The sequence below is a fragment of the Salegentibacter salegens genome (assembly GCF_900142975.1).
GTDB classification, from domain to species: domain Bacteria; phylum Bacteroidota; class Bacteroidia; order Flavobacteriales; family Flavobacteriaceae; genus Salegentibacter; species Salegentibacter salegens.
On record NZ_LT670848.1, the window covers coordinates 3,988,913 to 4,009,999 of the forward strand.

Sequence of the window (21,087 nt, forward strand, 5' to 3'; positions counted from 1 at the left end):
CCGCTGGCATAATGATTGACTTTAAGACCTCGAAGAATTGAAATCAATAATATAAAATATAACGAATAGAATTATGGGTAAAATAATTGGAATTGACTTAGGTACTACCAACTCTTGCGTTGCAGTAATGGAAGGTAACGAGCCTACGGTAATACCTAATGCCGAAGGAAAAAGAACTACACCATCTGTAATCGCATTTGTAGAAGGTGGCGAAATAAAGGTTGGTGACCCTGCAAAAAGACAGGCTGTTACTAACCCAACAAAGACCGTAGCATCTATAAAGAGATTTATGGGGAATAAATATTCTGAAGCTTCTAAAGAAGCTGGAAGAGTTCCTTATAAAGTTGTTAAGGGGGATAATGATACTCCACGTGTAGAGATTGACGGTAGAAAATATACTCCGCAGGAACTTTCTGCAATGGTACTTCAGAAAATGAAGAAAACCGCAGAAGATTATCTTGGACAGGATGTAACTGAAGCGGTAATTACCGTACCTGCATACTTTAACGATTCTCAACGTCAGGCTACAAAAGAAGCCGGTGAGATCGCAGGATTGAAAGTTAGCCGTATTATAAACGAACCAACTGCTGCAGCTCTTGCTTACGGACTTGATAAAAAATCTCAGGACCAAAAGATCGCTGTATATGACCTTGGTGGTGGTACTTTTGATATCTCTATCCTGGAATTAGGTGATGGTGTATTTGAGGTATTGTCTACAAATGGTGATACGCACCTTGGTGGTGATGATTTTGATGAGGTATTAATCGATTATCTTGCAGATTCTTTTCAGAAAGCTGAAGATATCGATTTAAGAAAAGACCCAATGGCACTTCAGCGTTTAAAAGAAGCTGCTGAAAAAGCTAAAATTGAGTTGTCTTCTTCAACACAAACAGAAATCAACTTACCTTATGTAACGGCAACGTCAAGCGGACCAAAACACCTTGTAGAAACTATTAGCCGTTCTAAATTTGAGCAATTAGCTTCAGAATTAGTAACACGCTCTATGGATCCTGTGAAAAAAGCACTTAGCGATGCAGGACTTTCAAAAAGCGATATCGATGAGGTAATTCTTGTTGGTGGTTCTACCCGTATGCCTAAGATTCAAGAAGAAGTAGAAGCATTTTTCGGTAAAAAACCTTCTAAAGGGGTGAATCCAGATGAGGTTGTTGCTATTGGTGCAGCTATCCAGGGTGGTGTATTAACTGGAGATGTAAAAGATGTATTGTTACTTGATGTTACTCCACTCTCTTTAGGTATTGAAACTATGGGAGGAGTTAACACGAAACTTATCGAGTCTAATACTACGATCCCAACTAAGAAATCACAGACATTCTCTACCGCGGCCGATAATCAGCCTTCAGTAGAAATTCACGTGTTGCAGGGTGAACGTCCAATGGCGACCGATAATAAAACAATTGGTAGATTCCACTTAGACGGAATTCCACCAGCGCCAAGAGGAACACCTCAAATTGAAGTGACTTTTGATATTGATGCCAATGGTATCATTAAAGTAAGCGCTACCGATAAAGCAACCGGTAAATCTCAGGATATTCGTATCGAGGCTTCTTCAGGATTAACAGAGGAAGAAATCGAGAAAATGAAGAAAGAAGCTGAAGCAAATGCTGATGCTGATAAGAAAACCAAAGAAAAAGTAGATAAGCTTAATGAAGCTGATGCTATGATCTTCCAAACTGAAAAGCAGTTGAAGGAATTTGGTGATAAGATTTCTGAAGATAAGAAAAAGCCGGTAGAAGAAGCTTTAGAAGAATTGAAGAAAGCTTACGAAACTAAAGAGCTGGATCAAATCACTCCTGCTTTAGACAAATTAAACGAAGCCTGGAAAACAGCTTCTGAAGAAATGTATAAAGCACAAGCTGAAGCCCAAGACGGTGAGGCAGGACCACAACAAGGTGCTACCGGAGCTGAAGGTGGAGAGCAAGCTGGAGGAAAGGACTCTAAGAGTGGAGACGACGTAGAAGATGTAGATTTTGAGGAAGTGAAGTAAGCAGAGAGCCATTTTCATAGCGCAAAGCGTTGTGAAAAATGTGCGAATCGCTTATCCCGACGAAAGTCGGGATCTCAAGAAAACGAGAGGCTTATTCCGAACTTGCTTCGGGATCTTAAAACCTCAAACTCACATCTGAGCAATAAAAAAAAGCGCAATCATTAATTTGGTTGTGCTTTTTTCATTTTTACACGCAACCATTTCGTGTTTTTTGCATCTACTATATAAATACCAACAATTATGAAAAAATTTATACTATTTGCATTATTCTTTTCAGCAACGATAATTTCTTGTACCAATAATGATGATGAAGTGATTGCAGATTCACAACTAGAAGTTCAAAACGCATGCACTGCAGATAAACCATTAGAATTAGAGTGGATGCAGGATTTAATAACTGAGTTAAACTGCGGTGAATATGCCTGTAAGGTCTCTATTTTAAAAAGTGAATATGAAGGCGAAACAGTTTTTTATATTCAAATGACAGACCCGGTATGCAATGGATTCGACGAGATTACTTTATACAACTGTACGGGAAAAAAGGTTGAATCATTTAGTATTGAAGAAAGCATGGAGTTCGTAAATAGTCCAGGGCGAGAGGTCGAGGAAATCTTTAGTTGTAATGTATAAATGATTCAGTTTTAAGAGGCGCAAAATTCCTAATTCTGAAAGAAATTGCGCTTTTTTCGTTTTTACAGCAACCATTTTGTGATTTTTACATCTACTATATAAATACCAAAAATTATGAAGAAATTTATTCTATTATCAATTTTGAGTTCGACAACTATTTTTTTGGCCTGCAGTCCGGAAAATACTGATGATGAACAAGAAAATTTCAATACCGATCCTGTTTCTCTTAATATTGGTTTAGAGGAAAATTGTGCAGAAACCGAAACTTACTGTGCCATGAGTGATACGTGCGGTGAGGAGTTTTTAAATTTAATTGATTTCCAATATAATGACTCTGAGTTAGAATTTACCATGTACTTCAATTCCCAAATTGAAAATAATTTTAGCCTTGAAACTTTAAGAAACAATTTCGAATACTTGAATTTTGTTATAAGATTTCCTGAACAAAAAACAGATAGTATGTCATATGCTTATGTTCACAAATTACCCATAAGAGAATTGAACACTCCGAGTGAAGAAGGCTTTACTCTAAGTTTTGATAATTATGAAGATGGAGTTATTACTGGTTCGCTAATAGGTGATATATCAGAAATGACTAAAGTTAAACAATCAGATGATCCTAATTGTATAATGGATGATATCATGGGGATTTGTACTGAAGAAATTAGTGTAGAAAAAGCAGTTGCTATAGATTTTAAATTTTGTTTAGACAGATAGTTAGTGCTTATTATAGCGTCACTATCCTAAAAACGTAATATACAAATACACAAAATTAAAAACTACTAAAAGAGCGAAGCATACTAAGCTGAAAATCCTATAACTCTTTACAGGGCGGTGTTTTTCAGGCATTTGCTTTCCTGTAACCAGTTTATAATTAAACCAGGCTAGAAATGGTGCTGATAGAAATGAAAGTCCGGCGGCGAAATCTACCAAAATTGTAAACGAACCGGAGAGAAAATACAAAATAGAAAGCGAAAGAACCGGGATAATAAAAATGGAAATTCGGTAAATTTTCCATTTTTCTTTTTTGTCTTCAGGTTTATCCTTTTCCGGGTTTTTTAATTCAGAAATTACTCTAGGGTAAGCATCGGTTACGGTTAAAACCGTACTTAACATGGTAATAAAAGCCGCAACCGAAATTAAAGGTTTGCTCCATTCGCCAAGCGTTTTTCCGTATAATTCCACCAACTGACTCGAGAATTCCACACTATTACTAGAAAATGAAGTTCCGCTGCCAAACATGACTAAAACACCAAGCAAAAAGAATAGCAAACCTATAAAAGCAGCCGAAAAATAACCCACATTGAAATCGGCGAAAGCACCTTTTACAGAAATTTTTTGTTGGTTTTGTAATGCTTTCTCTTTAGTCCAGATAGAATGCCAAACCGAAGCATCTAGCGGAATAGGCATCCATCCCATAAAAGCGATTATAAAACCCAAACTGGCGGTAGTCCATAACGAAGGCGGTTTGGTGGTAACTGCATCGTTAACCGTTCCCGCACCAAAAGCCATAATTACTGCAGCGAGTGTAGCGAGGGTTAATGCAGTAACGATCACTTTCATACTTTTATCAAGTCCGGGATATTTTCCTATTAGCAATAAGGCGATGCAAGCAGCGAGAATAATTCCGCTCCAAAGAAAAGGAGACCAGCCAAAATTGAATAAACGCTCGGCCAGGCCAGCAGTCACAATAGTCACCGCGGCTTGAATAATAAACATACTTCCTACAGTAATTAAAATATAGATCCAATAAGGAAATTTACCAAGCTTTTTATAACCGGTAATTAGGTGATTTCCGGTACCTGCGGCAAACCTGGGACCAAATTCAAGAAAAGGGTATTTTGAAATACAAGCTATAATCAAAACCCAGATGAGGATAAATCCATAATCGGCACCGGCCCGGGTGGCCTGTATTAAATGCGAAACCCCAATAGCCGCTCCCGCCAGTAAAAAACCGGGTCCTATACTTTTTAAAATGGATGATTTTGAAGTAGTTTTTTGTTTCATTTCAAAGTTTGACTTTATAGACTTCCCGACTGCGCTCTAAGTGACAGGTTCAGAAAGAATAGTATAAGGTTTCAAAATTCTCTTAAATTAAGCAAATTCACCAATAAGGTCGGTATTAACTTCGTGACCACCGTTATATGTTTTTATTTCAAAATTATCAGGGAATAAATCTTTTAGTCTTTTTTCCTCCACTTTAATAATTCCATTTTTTAGGTATTCATCTTCGGTCCCATAAATAAAGGTGAAATTGGTATTTTTTAAAAATTGAAAATCTTCCCTCGTTAATTCTGCTGGAACTTTTCCTGAATGCATAATTAATTCATCGCACTTAATTCTTCGTTTCGCGATCCAACGTGTCGCTACCGAAACTCCTTGCGAATATCCTAAAATAATAAGTCTGGGTGCATTTTCGAGGTTTTCAGCTTTGTAAACTTCATCTAAATAATTTAATACATTTTCGGTTTCGGCCTCGGTGCGTTCTTTGGTAAGCCAGGATGCGCCTACGTGTTTATACTCGTTGTTAAGGTAATATTTAGACTGGGCCTGCGGAGCGATAATATAATTTTCTTCAGAGTTTAAGTGGTGAAAGTGTCGCAGGAAATATCTGCTTAAATAGCCAATTCCGTGGCAAACCAGCCATACGGTTTTTGTTTTTTCAGTAAAATCGTTTAAAACGCTGTAGGTGTTTGTGATCTGGTAAGAAAGCAGCTTTTCGGTACTCATTCAGAATTGGTTTTTATGTGTTTTTTAAAGGGAAACCCTCCCTTAATCATTGAGAATTTCTCATTAAATTTAAAATATCTTCGAAGAGTACATTATTAGGCCCTGTGACCTTTAATTATTGCAATAAACAATCGTGTTATGCAATAAATTCCCCCCTATTATTTATAACCAACAAAATTAATTAATACTAATTATTATGAAAATTTTTATAACTAGATTATTTTTATCTGTTTTCCTATGCGTTGTATGTTTTTCTTGTAGTGAAGATGAGAACCCTGGAGTCGAGCAACAAGTTTCAGATGGTGTAGCAGAGCTTTACTTAGGTCCTGTGCTTGATGCTGAGATAAGAAAAGCCCTCCAAAAACAGGAGGCCGACCTTCCTGAATGTTCAGAAGATGCGCCAGCTTATGCACAAATTTCTTTGGTATATGGTGATGCTAATACACCTGTAGATGTTATTGTTCCCATTATAATTGATGGAAATGATTTGTTTACCGATTATGATGAAGCTCTGGAAATTCCTGTGGCTTCCGGCGAAACAACAGTCTCTGTTACCTTAAACGATTTTCTTGTATGGAATGACGATGGAGGTGCTCCAGGAGAAGTAATATGGGCAGCTCCCAAGACTGGAAGCGATTTTGCTGGCATCGTTTCTCAATCCCTTCCTTTTAGCTGGGATTTGAGAGCAGGATCCAAAACCTATACCGATGTTGAGGTATTGTGCTTTGATGACCGAGATGTGAATCTGTTCGGCTATCAATTCTTTGATATTATACCTGTAGAAATTTATGAATTCTGCGTATTTGCCAATTACTGTAACGATGCTGGAAGACATTTTACCGCTAATTATACATTTGATATAACTTATATAGGTGATGATAACAATATACCGTTATATACCGGCGAAATGCCAATGACAGGGAATACAGAAGATGACGATTCTGGCGACTGGTATGCCGATCCTTTATGTTTAGCTATTCCAGCTCCTATATATGGAGAGGGACCCGATACTGATTATATTAGGGTTACTGCTACCCTGACGAATTGGGATGCTAATTATCCTGCACCAGGCGCTGTAGATCCTATTTCTGAAGATTTAAGCTGGAACGAGGTACAGAGTTTCTTTGTAGATGGTGATAACATGAATTACTGGCATATATTCTTTAATTGCGAAGATGATGATGGTGGTCAAACCGGCTCAGACGATGATGGGGATGGAGTTCCTAATGATATTGATGAATGTCCAGATACAGATCCCGGAGTAGAAGTAGATACAGTTGGATGTGAAAGTATCCAGGTTCCCGGAAGAGATGTGGTTGTATTAAACGATATAAATATATTTGATAATACCGCCCTCGCAGATCCCGATAATGTGAGATTTGTTCAAAATCTCGTGAATTATACAACCACGGGAGTAAGAAACAGCGGTGATGTAGTTTGGATAGATCGTGGGCGCAATGCAAGATGCTATAGTAATGGAGAATGTACCGAAACAGGATGGGCTACCACCGAATCTGTTATGGAAGATGAAGGTTTTACCGTAGAGAGTATTTTCTCAACTGTAGGTTCTTTAACAAGCATTCCTTCAGATGTTAAAATAGTGATGCTGGTTATGCCAACTTCGCAATATACGGTAGACGAAATCAATACTTTAAAGCAATTTGCTGCCGATGGTGGAAGAATAATTTTTGTTGGGGAGTATGACTCATTTTATGCAAATATTGAAGTCGAAAATCAGTTCCTTGCAAATATGGGTGCGGTTTTATTCAATAGTGGTGGACGAGTTGATTGTGATTATACCATATTACCTTCAGCATCGAATAGAGATCATCCCATTATGGCAGGTATAGAAGATCTAACTATTGCCTGTGCTTCTGTAATAGAACCCGGAGATGGAGACTTTGCCTTATTCTATGATACTACAAATACTTTAGTTCTTGGGGGAGTAGCAAAAATAGATACAGCACCAATAACTGAACTTAAGCAGGCAGCAAGATCGAAACTTAGAGCAACAACCACACGTATATCTAATCAATCTTCGTCTACAGGATATTAATAAATAAATTTTTAATCAATTAAAAAGCCGCTATAAAGCGGCTTTTTTTATAAACAGTGCAAATTGTTCTTAGCCTCTTACTTCTTTCTCAATACTTATTTTTATTATTGGTTTCGTACTTTTACGATATAACCAATTTTTTAAATGATGACCAAAGAAGAAATTCTGGACCTTTCTAAAAAAGTGTGTAAAAACACGCTTATGGAAACTTTGGAAATTGAATTTACCGAAGTGGGGGAAGATTATTTAATAGCCAAAATGCCGGTTACCCCAAAAGTGCACCAGCCCGATGGCGTGTTGCACGGTGGCGCCAGCGTGGCTTTGGCAGAAAGTGTTGGCAGTATGGCCAGTTATGTTTTTTTAGATACGGAAGAGTTTTTTATACGCGGGATTGAAATTTCTGCCAATCATCACAACCATCCGAAAGTTGAAAAATAAAATAGCCTGAGAATCCCTTATTTTTGTTTTGGACAAAAAAAATAATTTTTATGGGACTCTTCAGGCGCACTAAAAATACAAACAAACCTCTTCTTCGACAAATAATTGACCTATGTCCTCGCTGGATGCTCACGCGTTGTGCCGATGAGCACAATGGCGACAAGGGGTGCAGCAGATATAAGACCTACGATCAATTCGTTGCCCAAACTTTCGGACAGCTGAATAAATGCTACACTCTTAGTGACATTTCCACTGGTATCGGGGTCAGCGAAACATTTATTTCGGATTTGGGTCTTGAGCAGAGCCCAGCGCGTTCTACCATGAGCGATGGCAACAAAAAGAGGAGTTATAAAGTCTTCGAGAGCTTATATTACCGGTTGTTAGGGCACTATGGCCGACTATTGTCGAAGCACGGACAGTCTCATATAATCAAGGAAATCAAAGACCGTGACATAAAATTGATCGACAGCACCACGATCAGTCTATGTCTGTCCATGTTCGATTGGGCAAAGTTTCGGACAGCTAAAGGAGGTATAAAAATACATACCTGCTGGGACGATGCCATGATGATCCCCGATATGGTCAATATAACAGAGGCAAAGCTCCATGACAGCAAAGGACTGGCCCAATCCGTTTTCCGAAAGGGAACGGTCATCGTGGAGGACAGGGCGTACTTCGATTTTCTGTTGATGCGCCAGAGGATCGCGGCAGAAAATGTTTTTGTCACTCGCATCAAGATCAATACGGTCTATCAAACCTTGGAAGAACTGGAGCTCCCCGAAGGTAGCGATCAGGATATCCTAAAAGACGAGATCATCGTTTTACCAAGCAAGAAGGCCGTGGAAACAGGCATTGCGGAACACCCTCTCCGGTTGGTGCACGTTTATAAGCAGGACGAGAACAAAGTGATAGAAATAATCACCAACAACTTGGATTGGAGCGCCAGGACCATCGCGGACCTTTATAAAAAACGATGGGATATTGAACTTTTTTTTAAGGCGATAAAACAGAACCTCCAAATAAAGACCTTCCTTGGAACCAGTGAGAACGCCGTAAAATCACAAATATACATCGCGCTCATAACCTATTTGCTGCTCCAGATAATTGTGAGGACAATAGCCAAAAAAGAACATGCATTTTCCAATTTCGTGGAAAAGATCAGGATCTGTCTATGTTTTTATCTTACCCTCGATTATGCCTGCAATACCGTAGGAGAAGGGGCGAAAAGAATAAGGGGTCAGACCAAACTCCACTATAGGGTAGATCCAGACTTATTTTCTCCCATTAGCCCTAATTGAAGCCTGAAAATAGGGGTGGCCGAAGGTTTTAGGTTTAAAGTCAAAAACTTTCGGATGAGTGTGGCCAATCATTTAAAAAGTATTGCTGAAGGTTTTGTGTTTGCCAGGGCTTCATTTATTCATAAAGGCCGAACAACGCAGTTGTGCGAAATAAAAATTACCGACGAAGCCGATAACCTGATTTCTATGGTAAAACTGACTACCATAGCTTTGCCAAAAAAGAAATAAAAAATGATGAGCGACGAATTTTTCACAAAATTAGATGCACAAATTCAAAGCGGAAATCCCTTTGTAGCCTATAGAAATCCTAAGGCAAAGAATGGGTTAACCAAAGCTTTGCTTCAGGATTCAGCTGAAATTTATAAAACCAGTAATTTCACCGAAAACGGATTTATATTTTCGCCTTTTAAAAATGCTGAAAATACATTTTTGATTCCCTCAGAAAATGCCGAAATTATTACTGCGGAATACCCGGCTGAAAATTTAGAAGGAGTAAAGAAAGAAAACACAGCATTTCCCCCGGCTTATACCAATAATGAAGCGAAAATTAAGCACGAAAAATTGGTTCAAAAGGGGATTGAAGTCATAGAAGAGGGAGAATTGAAAAAAGTAGTTTTGTCCCGTAAAGAAGATGTGCAAACCCAACTCAATGCCCTGGATATTTTTAAGAATTTGCTTAAAAAATATGAAACGGCTTTTGTGTATTTCTGGTTTCATCCCCAAACCGGGATTTGGCTTGGTGCCACACCAGAAACACTTTTAAACGTAGAGCGTGATAAATTTAAAACTATGGCCCTGGCGGGAACCCAGGCTTTTAAGGGAACTTCGTCTGTTAACTGGGGAGAAAAAGAAATTGAAGAACAACAAATTGTTACCGATTCGATTTTGGAAAATCTCGAACATAAAGTTTCGGGCACCATTCATAAATCAGAGCCATATACATCTAAAGCCGGTAATTTGCTGCATTTGCAAACCGATATAACGGGAATGTTGAATCTGGAAAAAAAAACAAGCCTTAAAAGCTTGATTTTAGCCTTACACCCAACTCCAGCCGTATGCGGACTTCCGAAGAAAATGGCGCAACAATTTATTTTAGAAAATGAAGACTATGATCGCGAATTTTATTCGGGCTTTTTAGGAGAATTGAATATGAAAAAGGAGGTAAAGCGAAATAACAATCGCAGAAACCAGGAAAATCAAGCTTATGGAAGCATCCTGAAACAAACTTCCTTATTTGTAAATCTACGTTGCATGAAACTGGAAGCGGGAAAAGCCAGGTTATTTATTGGTGGTGGGATTACAAAAGATTCCAATCCTGCCGATGAATGGCAGGAAACCGTAAATAAATCGCATACCATAAAATCGGTACTTGTTAAATAAGGTCAAAACCTCCACTGGAAATCCTTTTGAAATTGTAATTTTGAGCTATTCAAATTAACTAATAAGGTTGAAAAATCTACTAGTTCTAATGTAAAATTTCTCGTTACTCTGTCCCGATGCTTCGGGATTATTTCAGAATCTATGTTATCGTTCAACCTAGAACCTGAATCAAGTTTAGGTTGACGGGGTTAAAAATAAAGATCTCACAGGTTTTCAAAACCTGTGAGGTCTGGTTTGAAAAATAAACTTTGTGAAATATTCCAAAATACCTGTTGCCAGATCTATTGTAGCGCTATGCGTTGCTAAAAATATAAATCACGTAGTAATTTCTCCCGGTTCTAGAAATGCGCCTTTAACCATTGGTTTTACGCACCATCCCGATATTAAGCCTTACAGTATTGTAGACGAAAGATGCGCTGCTTTTTATGCTTTAGGAATGGCGCAGCAATTACAAAAACCGGTGGCCCTGGTTTGTACTTCGGGCTCTGCATTGCTAAATTATTATCCGGCGATTGCCGAAGCTTTTTATAGTGATATTCCGCTGGTAATTATTTCGGCAGACCGGCCTATTGAACGTATAGATATTGGCGACGGACAAACAATTAGGCAGAAAAACGTATTTGAAAACCATATTTTATATTCGGCGAACTTGCATTCAGAATTAGTTTTAGATTCTGAAGCAACCGATAAAAAACTTCAGCAAAAACAATTTGAATCGCAAAAACATAACGAGCGGGAAGTCAATCTGGCGCTAAACAAAGCGATAGAAGAGAAGGGACCGGTTCATATTAATGTTCCTTTTTATGAACCTTTGTACGATTTGGTAGAGAATGTTGAGGTAAATCCCATACAGATTCTGCCAGAAATTAAAGAACGTACCTATACCGAAAGTCAATTAGGCGGTTATGCCGAGCTTTGGAATAGAGCAAAGCGGAAAATGGTAATTGTTGGAGTGGCGCAACCTAATGCAGTGGAACAGGAATTTCTGGAAAAACTCGCCAAAGACGATTCGGTTATTGTGCTTACTGAAACCACCTCGAATTTAAATCATCCTGAATTTTTTACGAGAATTGATACTCTTATAGGCCCGATTGAAAAAGATGAAAATCGGGAAGAATTATTCAAAACGCTTCAGCCGGAAATATTACTGACTTTTGGCGGAATGATCGTTTCAAAAAAGATTAAAGCATTTTTAAGAAATTACCAGCCCCAACAACACTGGCATATCGATTCTAAAAAAGCCTACAACACATTTTTCTGCTTAAATAAGCATTTTGAAACCACTGTAAATTCATTTTTTAAACATTTCTTTTCGCTTACCGAAAATGTAGAAAGTGATTATGGAAAGTTCTGGAAGGAAGTGAAAAGCAAGCGCCAGGTTCGGCACGAAGAGTATATGGACGAAATTCCGTATTCAGACCTTAAAGCGATGCAGGAAATTGTTCCCGCGGTGCCTGAGAATTATATTGTACACCTTGGTAATAGTTCTACGATTAGGTATGCGCAATTGTTTAAGTGGAAGGAAAGTTTGCGTATTTTTTGTAATCGAGGTACAAGCGGAATTGATGGTAGTATTTCTACGGCAGTTGGTTCGGCTTCTTTAAATGCTGAACCTACGTTAATGATAGCAGGAGATTTGAGTTTTTTCTATGATAGCAATGCGTTGTGGAATAATTATATTCCGAAGAATTTTAGAATAATAATTTTGAATAATAACGGAGGCGGGATTTTTAGAATCCTACCCGGAAATAAGAATACAGAGAATTTTGAGACTTATTTTGAAACCACGCATCAGCTTCAGGCGAAATCGTTAAGTGAAATGTACGGTTTTGAATACCGTTCTGCGGAAACTTCCGAAGAAATAAAAGAGCAATTAAAAACTTTTTTTAGCGATTCGGTTCAACCAAAAATCCTGGAAATTTTTACACCGAGAAAGATTAACGATAAAGTGCTACTGGAATACTTCAATTTTATGAAATCTTAAGAATTTAAATTCGTTGATAAACACTCATTTAAGTAACTTGTTGAGAAATAAACCAAAATTCTTAATTATGAGTACAAAAACCGATGAAAAAGTAGGTAAATACATTCAGGATGTGAAAGACAAAACGGGCGAAGAACCCGATGTTGGTTTGCTTAGAAAAGTAACCGAATCTTGTGGTCCAAGTATTTTTAGAAGCGATGCTGAAACCGTTTCCAGTTCTTCAGAGTCTGAAATGGAAACCGTAAAACGCAATTTTTTAATCAAAAAATTAGGGCTTAAGGATGACGAGAAATTAGATGTAGGTTTAAATGCCGTAATGGAAAAATATGGTAAATCTAATAGGAATAAGTATCGTGCGGTAGTCTATTATTTACTTACAAAATACTTTAAAAAAGAAAGTGTTTTTAAATAAAATAAATGGTCTAAATATTATAAAAATCCGTTTTTCTGGAGTGAAAGACGGATTTTTCTGTTTTATAGAGAAACCGTAAAATATAAAGTATCTTTGCACCTCAAAATATAGATTATGCTTAGAATTGGTGAAAATCATACGCTTAATATTGTAAGGGAAACCGAGCCTGGACTTTTCTTAACAGATAATGAAGGGAATGAAGTTTTACTTCCGAATAAATATATACCCGAAACTTTTGAAATAGGTGAAGAGATTGATGTTTTTGTTTACCTGGATCATGAAGAAAGACCAGTGTCAACTACCTTAGAACCTCTAGTGAAACTTGATGAATTTGCTTTTCTAAAATGTGTAGAAACCACTGAATTTGGTGCTTTTTTAGATTGGGGACTTGAAAAACACTTATTTGTTCCGTTTAAGGAGCAGGCTTACCCTATGAAAAAGGGCGGACGCTATCTTATTTTTTGCTATTTAGATGAAGAAACCGATCGTTTGGTAGGTTCAAGCAAAGTACATGCATTTTTGGATAATTCTGAATTAACCATAGCGCCTTTTGAAGAGGTAGATCTTATAATTAGCAATAAAAGTGATTTAGGTTACAATGTAATTATTAATCAGCTGCATTTAGGTTTGATCTATCACGACGATGTTTTCCAGGAAATAAATGTTGGTGATGAAATGCGCGGATTTATCACTAAAACCCGTCCCGATGGCAAAATTGATGTTAGCCTGCAAAGACCAGGTTACAGAAGTATTGAACCAAATGCTGAGTTAATCCTTGATAAATTAAAGAGAAACGAAGGTTATCTAAACCTTACCGATAAATCTTCTCCCGAAGCTATTCACAGTCAGTTAGGAATTAGCAAAAAGAGCTTTAAGCGTGCCGCAGGGAATCTTTATAAACAAAGAAAAATAGATATTAAAGACGACGGTATTTATCTTAAAGAAGATTAGTAAAAGTAGCTCCCTCTTGGCGAGTAATATTGTGAGCCGTAATACATTCTTCGCTGGGTTTGCCTGTGAAGGGCGTTTTGATAAATTCGCTGGTTTTGGTAATAAGGATTCGAATTCAGGGCATCATTGTAAACTTCGTCATTATCCCTAAGTCGGTAATTATTAGAAATTTCGAAAGCTTTTTTCTTTTGCGTGGTTGTAGGTAAAGGACTTCCAATATCTACGGTGCGTTTTTTCATATTACGCTGCTGTTCCAGGATTCCAACCATATCTACGCTAGAACGTTTGTTTTCATCTACATTTATAAATTCACCGCTGGGAAGATCAAAATCTCCTTTAAAGAATTGTTGTCCAAAACTAAGATCGCTCCAGGAAGGTTCTATACTGTAGTTGCTAATTTCAAAATCGGCAATATCCCAGTATTCCTGGGCAGAAACTGAAGTTATGCTGAATAAAAACAGACTTAGAAATAGGAAGCGAAATTTCATTTTCAGGGCTTTTGTCTTTAATATAGCAAAAACAATGCAAATCTAATTGCACAGCAAAGATATTAAGATAAATTGAAAAGCTTATTTTTGAATAAAATAAAGACCTATGAGTGAAATCAACTGGAAAACTGTAAAAGAATACGAAGATATAACTTATAAAAAATCGGGTGGCGTGGCGCGAATTGCTTTTAACCGTCCCGATGTTCGCAATGCGTTTAGACCTAAAACTACTTCAGAGCTGTTAGATGCCTTTCATAATGCACACGAAGATACTGAAATTGGCTGCGTTTTACTTTCGGCCGAGGGCCCATCATCAAAAGACGGGAAATGGGCGTTTTGTAGCGGTGGCGATCAAAAAGCACGTGGACACCAGGGTTACGTAGGTGAAGATGGCTACCATAGATTAAATATTTTGGAAGTTCAGCGGTTAATACGGTTTATGCCAAAGGCTGTAATTTGTGTAGTTCCCGGCTGGGCAGTAGGAGGTGGGCATAGTTTGCACGTAGTTTGCGATTTAACACTTGCCAGTAAAGAACACGCTATTTTTAAACAAACCGATGCCGATGTAACTAGTTTTGATGCCGGTTATGGTTCAGCTTATTTGGCGAAAATGGTAGGGCAGAAGAAGGCACGGGAAATCTTTTTCCTCGGAAGAAATTATTCTGCGCAAGAAGCTTATGAAATGGGAATGGTGAACGCGGTAATTCCGCACGATGAGCTGGAAGATACTGCTTATGAATGGGCACAGGAAATTATGGCAAAATCGCCAACTTCTATAAAGATGCTGAAATTCGCCATGAACATGACCGATGACGGAATGGTTGGCCAGCAAGTGTTTGCAGGAGAAGTTACCCGACTTGCTTATATGACAGATGAAGCAAAAGAAGGCCGTGATGCTTTTCTGGAAAAAAGAAAACCTAATTTTGATAAAAAATGGATTCCATAGCCAAAGATTTTAGTAACGAACAAATAGATTTAGCTTCCCTGCCCAAATATGAGTCGGTAGCGTTTTCTTCAGTTTCGTCTAAATATCTTATAAAAATGAATATTCAGACGGGCATTTTTATGCTCGTGCTTACTGTGGCGCTTGGTGTTTTTTGGTTTTTTCAGCTAAATTATATTCAATCGGGAATTATTTTTGCCTTTGTATTAATCGCTTTTATATTTAGATTTTGGAATAATTATAAGCTGCTTCAAAGTTTGGGTTATGCTATAAGGGAAAGAGATATTATTTATAGAAGAGGATTTATTTTTAGTAAAACAACGGTAATTCCGTTTAATAGGGTACAGCACGCTTCAATTTCAAGAGGGATTTGGGATAAGATTTTAGGAATTTCCAGCCTTAATATTTTTACTGCCGGTGGAGGAGGAAGTGATATTACTATTCCCGGTTTAGATCCCGAAATGGCTGTTCAATTAAAAGAGGCAATTGCGGTTAAGATTTCTGAAGATGAATCCTGAAGCCTACAGTAACGCCCAGCGCCAATCTATAGCCGGAATCCTTCTTATATTTATTTCAAGCCTCTATAAATTATTTAGAACTTTTTGGGCGGTTGGTGCCTATTTGTTAGTTAGCGGCCCCAGTAGAAATACTTTAATTTATATTGGTTTGGGTTTGCTTTTTATTGGGATTCTAACCTTTATTTATAGCTACCTGTACTATCGCAAATTTGTTTTTTATATAGATTATAAACGGGAGGAATTTGTGTTGGAAAAAGGAATTTTTTCTACCGAAAATACTGCGATTCCTTTTGATAAAATTCAGCAGGTTTATTTTAAACGTTCTATTCTGCAACGAATAATCAAGGTGTACAGCCTGATAATTGATACCGCTGGAAGCAATCTAAAAGAGGTTGAAATTAAAGCTATATCTGGCGAAGATGCTAATAAGCTTTCAAAAATTCTATTAAAAGCGAAAGCTAAAAATACCGAAGAAAATTCAATAGAAGAATCTTTAGAAACTGAGGATAATAACGAGGTTTTTTGGACTCATAAGGTAGGATTTCTCACGCTTCTTAAAATTGGGATAAGCACTAATTATCTTCGCGGGCTTTCGTTGGTTTTTGCATTTGTAATGACTATTTATAATAGAGTAAACACCTATTTTAAAGATCGGGTAGAAGATGTTGAAGTTTATTTTGATCAGTTTTCTGGGGTCTTGCAATCTATCGGGTTCTTAGCACTGCTTTTTGTGCTTCTCTTACTTTTAAGTATAAGTATTACAATTATTGAAGTATTTATTAAGTATTATGGCTTAACAATTCAGCAGAATAAGGATAAAATGGAGGTAGAAATGGGGTTAAAAACCAATACCAAGGTTTCCCTTCAACCAAGACGGCTTCAATTGATGAGAATTAAAACCAACCCGGTTCAAAAGCGGTTCAATCTTTATGAAGCCCAAATTTCCTTATCCAGCAGCGAAAATGAACTTCAAAAAAATAAAATAAAGATTCCCGGCCTGGGAAAAGAGATCGTAAAAAAGATAAAGTATTTTTTATATCCAGAATCTTCTAAATCTAGTTTCAGCACGACCTTTAGACCAGATAAATTATTATTATTCAGAAAAATTTCATTGGCAGTATTGCCGGTATTGATATTTCTCGCACTCTGGTATTTTACAGATTTTATAAGACTAAAATTATGGGCTGTTTTAGCCGTAGCAAGTTTATATATGCTTGCCGCTTTATCTTTACAAATTCTTGCCTTTAGAGCTAGAAAACTTATAATTACCGAAGAATTTCTTCAGAAAAAAACTGGCTTTTGGAATAAAACCGAAGAAACCCTGGAATTATTTAAAATCCAATCTATAAGTGTAAAGCAACCTATTTGGTATAAAAGAAAAAACCTCGTGAATGTAGTTTTCCATACCGCCGGGGGTGATTTAAACTTTTATGCTGTGAATAGAGATATTTTGCAATACGTAAATTATGTGTTGTATAAGGCAGAGGTTAGTTCAAAAAACTGGATGTAAGAAGTGTTGAATTTGTTACTCGCAAGAAGTTAAAATAAAAAAAATCCCCAATCTAAAACTAGATTGGGGATTTTCACTTTAAACAATTAACAAGATTTATCGTATCGCCGGATATTCCTCTGGATTTACCTCGTTGAAAATTGAATAAACCTTTTCAAAAATATCTTCTGCTGAAGGTTTACTAAAATAATCTCCATCGGTTCCATAAGCCGGGCGATGTTCCTTAGCGGTTAGTGTTTGCGGTTTGCTGTCCAGGTATCTCCAGGCGTTTTGCTCGTTTAAAACCTTATCTAAAATATAGGCTGAGGCTCCTCCCGGAACATCCTCGTCTATAACCAGAAGTCTGTTAGTTTTTTCTACGCTTTTTACAATGTCGTGATCCAAATCAAAAGGAAGTAGAGATTGAATATCTATTACTTCAGCATTAATACCATATTCACTTAATTCTTCAGCCGTTTGAGTTACAATTCTTAAGGTAGAGCCATAAGAAACTAAGGTAATATCGCTTCCTTCTCTAATGGTTTCTACTTTGCCAATTGGCGTTCTAAGATCGGCTAAGTTACTCGGTTTTTTTTCTTTTAAACGGTACCCGTTTAAGCACTCCACCAATAGCGCAGGAGTATCCTGTTTTAAAAGAGTATTATAAAAACCTGCTGCTTTGGTCATATTTCTTGGTACCAGAACATACATTCCGCGTACCAGGTTTAGAATTCCTCCCATTTGGGAACCACTATGCCAAATTCCTTCTAAGCGATGGCCACGGGTTCTTATAATTAGCGGAGCTTTTTGTTTTCCTTTGGTTCGGTATTGTAAGGTAGCAAGATCGTCACTCATCCCCTGTATAGCATACATAACGTAATCCAGGTATTGAATTTCAGCAATAGGCCTTAGACCTCGCATTGCCATTCCAATTCCCTGGCCGAGGATCGTGGCCTCGCGAATACCAACATCGGCAACGCGTAGTTTTCCGTATTTTTTCTGAAGACCTTCCAGTCCCTGGTTTACATCACCAATCTCACCGGTATCTTCACCAAAGATGAGGGTTTCAGGGATATTGCCAAAAATCTGGTCAAAGTTATCACGCAGAATAATTCTTCCATCAACTTCAGCTGAATCTTCATCATATTCCGGTAAAACTTCAGTTTGAATCCCGTTAGATTCAATATACAAATGGCTGTTATAATCATTAGCCATATCTTTTTCAAATTCCTTAAGCCAATTCAGTAATTGGGATTTTTCTTCAGAATTTTCTTTTCTAATTGCCCTTAAAGTCTTTCTTGCTGCAACCGCAAGATCTTTTTTAAGCGGTTCTTTATTAGCGTTAAGATCTTTAGCAAGTTTAACTACTGTATCTTTTTTCTCGGTATTTTTTGCCAGTTTAGAAAGTACAACGAGTAATTCTTTTTGTTTGGCTTTGGTGGGTTCAGCATACTTATTCCACGCTTTTTTCTTGCCTTCTCTTACCTCGCGTTTTATTTCTTTTTCAATATTTTGCAGCTCTTCATCTGTGCTAATATTGTTCTCTAAAATCCATTTTCTAAACTTTACATTACAATCGTATTCACGTTCCCAGGACAAACGTTGCTCATTTTTGTATCGCTCATGAGAACCGGAAGTAGAGTGCCCTTGTGGTTGTGTTAGTTCTACCACGTGAATAAGAACCGGACAATGTTCTCTTCGTGCTATTTTTTCAGCCTTTTCGTAGGCTTCAATTAGCGCTACATAATCCCAGCCATTAACCACGATAATCTCGTAGCCTTTATTTTCTTCATCTCTTTGGAAACCTTTTACGATTTCAGAAATATTTTCTTTTGTAGTTTGATGTTTGGCGTGTACCGAAATCCCATATTCGTCGTCCCATACGCTTAAAACCATAGGCACCTGCATTACGCCTGCAGCGTTCAGGGTTTCCCAAAAATGGCCTTCGCTGGTACTGGCATTTCCAATAGTTCCCCAGGCGATTTCATTTCCGTTTTCTGAAAATTTCTCGGCAGGTAAACCTTCTACGTTTCTATAAATTTTGAAGCCTGGGCAAGGCCTAAAAGTCTTGGCATTTGGCCGGCTGTTGGGGAGATATCGGCACTGGAATTTTTTTGGTCTATCAAGTTTTTCCAGCTGCCGTCGTCATTAAGACTGTGGGTGGTAAAGTGGCCTCCCATTTGTCTTCCGCCAGACATTGGTTCGTTTTCCAGGTTAGAATCGGCATACAAACCGGAAAAGAATTGTTCTATGCTAAATTGATTAATGGCCATCATAAAAAGTTTGGTCACGGTAGTAACCAGATCTAAAATCACCATTTTTAAAAGCTTTTGCCATAGCAAGCTGTGGCACTTCTTTTCCATCGCCAAAGATTCCGAATTTAGCTTTTCCGGTAAGCACTTCGCGTCTACCCAAAAGGCTACATTCCCGGCTGGTAACGGCTATTTTTAAAATCTGCCAGCACCTCGGTCTTGAAATCCTCAAATGAAATTGAATCTTTAGTTTTTGTTTCGCTTTGCATGAACGTAATTTATGAATAATAACAAATGTAACGAAAACTTAGATTGTACACAATTCATTAAAATCAAAATATTTTAAGAAAAGTGTATTTTAAAAGATTTTTATTGTATTTACTGAAAAGAAATATAGAATTTAATAGTAAATACTGATTAAAATGTAATTCAATTGAAGATTGCTAAGAATTACCTAAGCATTTAAATCTTTGTTAATACCAGCGGCGGGTAAACAACCTGATTAATGTGTTTAGATCTAAAGAAACAATAAACCTTATTTTCTGGTCGTAATTTCCTGAGCTACTTCCCAGCCTAAATTAGAATAAACAGGAAAGAAAACTTCAAAATAATCGTCTACTAAACTTAAACGAACGCCAGAATCGTATAAAAAACCGTGCATTTTGATGCTGATTTTCACCAAACCTACATCACCATATATAAAAAACCATTTATAGAGGTTAGTACTGGCATTTAAAGTGGTTAGCCATTGGTTAGCATATTCGGGTTGTAATTGGGATTTAAACCCACCTTCTGCCACAATAATTTGCTGACTGAATAAACCTGAACCCTGGCTTCTTCCGTAGTAATTATAATCAAAAAGATAATCGGTAGGGGCGATCTAAAGCAAAACTGAAATAATTGGTTTCCATATCATCGCTATACAAAAATGTACCGGTAAAGAAGCGTAGATTGATTTGACGATTATTTCTAAACAATTTTCGATATTCCAGGCTCATGGAAATTTTACTGAATTTTTCTGCCAGTTGAAAATCAAAAGAAGCGCTATAATAATCTACCAAATGGGGCTTGCTGTATCTATAATTAATGTTGAAAACATTATAGTTAGGTTCATCTAATGTTTTATCTGGATCGCTATCCCGCCTTACATTTACATTTCTTATCAATAAATTTTGACGCTCATTATCACGCAAATATTTATCTCTGAAAGAAAAATTTAAAAACGGCGTGTATTTTTCATAGAATAGATTGTAACCATACGAATAGCGCGTTCCTCCCAGGCCGTAAGAGATTTTGTAGAGTTCTTTTTTTTCAAACTGGTGGGTATTGCTAAGAGATGCCGAGCCAACTATGGTTTCACTATTAAAACCATATTTGGGTGAAATATTAAAATTGAAGGTTTTTGAAAGAACCGTTTTATTATACAATTTGGGCCCAATAGAAATACCATCGTACAAGTTATAATTGAATTCTGGCATAAAAAATAGTTGGTTATACCTGGGGTCTTCTATAT

19 protein-coding genes and 3 pseudogenes are annotated in these 21,087 nt (G+C 37.2%); 14 read left to right on the top strand and 8 right to left on the bottom strand.

The genetic code is table 11. The features are described from left to right. Positions 1-73 precede the first annotated feature (73 nt). From dnaK to B5488_RS17715, 3 genes are all read left to right on the top strand, one after another. Entirely contained in the window at positions 74-2,005 is a 1,932-nt protein-coding gene (dnaK, locus tag B5488_RS17705; protein WP_079736470.1) for a molecular chaperone DnaK, read from the top strand. A gap of 240 nt (positions 2,006-2,245) precedes the next feature. Next, positions 2,246-2,635: a hypothetical protein gene (locus B5488_RS17710; RefSeq protein ID WP_079736471.1), complete on the top strand. Its 390-nt coding sequence runs from the start codon at positions 2,246-2,248 to the stop codon at positions 2,633-2,635. 114 nt (positions 2,636-2,749) lie between these two features. Next, positions 2,750-3,352: a hypothetical protein gene (locus B5488_RS17715; protein WP_079736472.1), complete on the top strand. Its 603-nt coding sequence runs from the start codon at positions 2,750-2,752 to the stop codon at positions 3,350-3,352. Positions 3,353-3,373: 21 nt separating this feature from the next. Here the strand turns inward: B5488_RS17715 and B5488_RS17720 are convergent, their stop codons facing one another. Both B5488_RS17720 and B5488_RS17725 read right to left on the bottom strand, forming a co-directional pair. Then, the gene (locus tag B5488_RS17720) at positions 3,374-4,642 is read right to left on the bottom strand and encodes an NRAMP family divalent metal transporter (RefSeq protein ID WP_079736473.1); all 1,269 of its coding nucleotides are present in this window, start codon (positions 4,640-4,642) and stop codon (positions 3,374-3,376) included. Positions 4,643-4,729: 87 nt separating this feature from the next. After that, complete coding sequence (locus B5488_RS17725; protein WP_079736474.1) at positions 4,730-5,365, bottom strand: alpha/beta hydrolase; 636 nt, start codon at positions 5,363-5,365, stop codon at positions 4,730-4,732. Between the two features lie 196 nt (positions 5,366-5,561). Here B5488_RS17725 and B5488_RS18055 point away from each other — a divergent pair, with 196 nt between their 5' ends. The 8 genes and pseudogenes from B5488_RS18055 (at position 5,562) to B5488_RS17765 (ending at position 13,884) form a co-directional block, all read left to right on the top strand. After that, positions 5,562-7,421 (top strand): motility-associated ABC transporter substrate-binding family protein, encoded by a 1,860-nt coding sequence (locus tag B5488_RS18055; RefSeq protein WP_079736475.1) that lies wholly within the window; start codon positions 5,562-5,564, stop codon positions 7,419-7,421. Between the two features lie 147 nt (positions 7,422-7,568). After that, positions 7,569-7,832: pseudogene (locus tag B5488_RS17735) on the top strand (PaaI family thioesterase); the annotation flags it as partial. Positions 7,833-7,909: 77 nt separating this feature from the next. Next, a complete protein-coding gene (locus tag B5488_RS17740; RefSeq protein WP_079736478.1) occupies positions 7,910-9,157 on the top strand; it encodes an IS4 family transposase in 1,248 nt (415 codons plus the stop codon). 63 nt (positions 9,158-9,220) lie between these two features. Further along, positions 9,221-9,385: pseudogene (locus B5488_RS17745) on the top strand (PaaI family thioesterase); the annotation flags it as partial. Positions 9,386-9,388: 3 nt separating this feature from the next. Then, positions 9,389-10,537 (top strand): chorismate-binding protein, encoded by a 1,149-nt coding sequence (locus tag B5488_RS17750; RefSeq protein ID WP_079733421.1) that lies wholly within the window; start codon positions 9,389-9,391, stop codon positions 10,535-10,537. A gap of 250 nt (positions 10,538-10,787) precedes the next feature. Beyond that, entirely contained in the window at positions 10,788-12,521 is a 1,734-nt protein-coding gene (menD, locus tag B5488_RS17755; protein WP_079733422.1) for a 2-succinyl-5-enolpyruvyl-6-hydroxy-3-cyclohexene-1-carboxylic-acid synthase, read from the top strand. A 67-nt stretch (positions 12,522-12,588) separates the two neighbouring features. Continuing rightward, the gene (locus tag B5488_RS17760) at positions 12,589-12,933 is read left to right on the top strand and encodes a DUF2853 family protein (protein ID WP_079733423.1); all 345 of its coding nucleotides are present in this window, start codon (positions 12,589-12,591) and stop codon (positions 12,931-12,933) included. A gap of 114 nt (positions 12,934-13,047) precedes the next feature. Continuing rightward, entirely contained in the window at positions 13,048-13,884 is an 837-nt protein-coding gene (locus B5488_RS17765; protein ID WP_079733424.1) for a CvfB family protein, read from the top strand. On the opposite strand, the gene B5488_RS17770 is transcribed toward B5488_RS17765, so the two are convergent. Next, entirely contained in the window at positions 13,881-14,372 is a 492-nt protein-coding gene (locus tag B5488_RS17770) for a hypothetical protein (RefSeq protein ID WP_079733425.1), read from the bottom strand. The two genes, B5488_RS17765 and B5488_RS17770, sit on opposite strands and share 4 nt — an antisense overlap. Before the next feature lie 106 nt (positions 14,373-14,478). Between B5488_RS17770 and B5488_RS17775 the strand changes: the two genes are divergently transcribed. Genes B5488_RS17775 through B5488_RS17785 form a run of 3 tightly spaced genes read left to right on the top strand, consistent with a single transcriptional unit; the run spans position 14,479 to position 17,343 of the window. Further along, positions 14,479-15,318 (top strand): 1,4-dihydroxy-2-naphthoyl-CoA synthase, encoded by an 840-nt coding sequence (locus tag B5488_RS17775; RefSeq protein ID WP_037320904.1) that lies wholly within the window; start codon positions 14,479-14,481, stop codon positions 15,316-15,318. Beyond that, the gene (locus tag B5488_RS17780; protein ID WP_079733426.1) at positions 15,306-15,833 is read left to right on the top strand and encodes a PH domain-containing protein; all 528 of its coding nucleotides are present in this window, start codon (positions 15,306-15,308) and stop codon (positions 15,831-15,833) included. The genes B5488_RS17775 and B5488_RS17780 overlap by 13 nt, the downstream gene beginning before the upstream one ends. Continuing rightward, positions 15,823-17,343: a PH domain-containing protein gene (locus B5488_RS17785; RefSeq protein ID WP_079733427.1), complete on the top strand. Its 1,521-nt coding sequence runs from the start codon at positions 15,823-15,825 to the stop codon at positions 17,341-17,343. The genes B5488_RS17780 and B5488_RS17785 overlap by 11 nt, the downstream gene beginning before the upstream one ends. Before the next feature lie 96 nt (positions 17,344-17,439). Here the strand turns inward: B5488_RS17785 and B5488_RS17790 are convergent, their stop codons facing one another. The 5 genes and pseudogenes from B5488_RS17790 to B5488_RS18065 form a co-directional block, all read right to left on the bottom strand. Next, a complete protein-coding gene (locus B5488_RS17790; protein ID WP_407690224.1) occupies positions 17,440-19,458 on the bottom strand; it encodes an alpha-ketoacid dehydrogenase subunit alpha/beta in 2,019 nt (672 codons plus the stop codon). Next, positions 19,347-19,640: a hypothetical protein gene (locus B5488_RS18440; protein WP_407690210.1), complete on the bottom strand. Its 294-nt coding sequence runs from the start codon at positions 19,638-19,640 to the stop codon at positions 19,347-19,349. The genes B5488_RS17790 and B5488_RS18440 overlap by 112 nt, the downstream gene beginning before the upstream one ends. Then, a complete protein-coding gene (locus B5488_RS18445; RefSeq protein ID WP_407690211.1) occupies positions 19,585-19,737 on the bottom strand; it encodes a hypothetical protein in 153 nt (50 codons plus the stop codon). Before B5488_RS18445 ends, B5488_RS18440 begins: the two co-directional genes overlap by 56 nt. A 372-nt stretch (positions 19,738-20,109) precedes the next feature. Then, positions 20,110-20,373, bottom strand: a complete 264-nt coding sequence (locus B5488_RS18060; RefSeq protein WP_197686269.1) for a hypothetical protein — start codon at positions 20,371-20,373, stop codon at positions 20,110-20,112. Positions 20,374-20,428: 55 nt separating this feature from the next. Beyond that, positions 20,429-21,087 (bottom strand): annotated as a pseudogene (locus B5488_RS18065) (metalloprotease); the annotation flags it as partial.

Excerpts from the sequence above, each read along its gene's own strand:
- B5488_RS17715 (WP_079736472.1), top strand. The coding sequence starts at position 2,750 with ATGAAGAAATTTATTCTATTATCAATTTTGAGTTCGACAACTATTTTT.
- B5488_RS18055 (WP_079736475.1), top strand. The coding sequence starts at position 5,562 with ATGAAAATTTTTATAACTAGATTATTTTTATCTGTTTTCCTATGCGTT.
- B5488_RS17760 (WP_079733423.1), top strand. The coding sequence starts at position 12,589 with ATGAGTACAAAAACCGATGAAAAAGTAGGTAAATACATTCAGGATGTG.
- B5488_RS17740 (WP_079736478.1), top strand. The coding sequence starts at position 7,910 with ATGGGACTCTTCAGGCGCACTAAAAATACAAACAAACCTCTTCTTCGA.
- B5488_RS17750 (WP_079733421.1), top strand. The coding sequence starts at position 9,389 with ATGATGAGCGACGAATTTTTCACAAAATTAGATGCACAAATTCAAAGC.
- B5488_RS17725 (WP_079736474.1), bottom strand. The coding sequence starts at position 5,365 with ATGAGTACCGAAAAGCTGCTTTCTTACCAGATCACAAACACCTACAGC.
- dnaK (WP_079736470.1), top strand. The coding sequence starts at position 74 with ATGGGTAAAATAATTGGAATTGACTTAGGTACTACCAACTCTTGCGTT.
- B5488_RS17765 (WP_079733424.1), top strand. The coding sequence starts at position 13,048 with ATGCTTAGAATTGGTGAAAATCATACGCTTAATATTGTAAGGGAAACC.
- B5488_RS17720 (WP_079736473.1), bottom strand. The coding sequence starts at position 4,642 with ATGAAACAAAAAACTACTTCAAAATCATCCATTTTAAAAAGTATAGGA.
- B5488_RS17770 (WP_079733425.1), bottom strand. The coding sequence starts at position 14,372 with ATGAAATTTCGCTTCCTATTTCTAAGTCTGTTTTTATTCAGCATAACT.
- B5488_RS18440 (WP_407690210.1), bottom strand. The coding sequence starts at position 19,640 with ATGGTGATTTTAGATCTGGTTACTACCGTGACCAAACTTTTTATGATG.
- B5488_RS17710 (WP_079736471.1), top strand. The coding sequence starts at position 2,246 with ATGAAAAAATTTATACTATTTGCATTATTCTTTTCAGCAACGATAATT.
- B5488_RS17780 (WP_079733426.1), top strand. The coding sequence starts at position 15,306 with ATGGATTCCATAGCCAAAGATTTTAGTAACGAACAAATAGATTTAGCT.
- B5488_RS17775 (WP_037320904.1), top strand. The coding sequence starts at position 14,479 with ATGAGTGAAATCAACTGGAAAACTGTAAAAGAATACGAAGATATAACT.
- B5488_RS17785 (WP_079733427.1), top strand. The coding sequence starts at position 15,823 with ATGAATCCTGAAGCCTACAGTAACGCCCAGCGCCAATCTATAGCCGGA.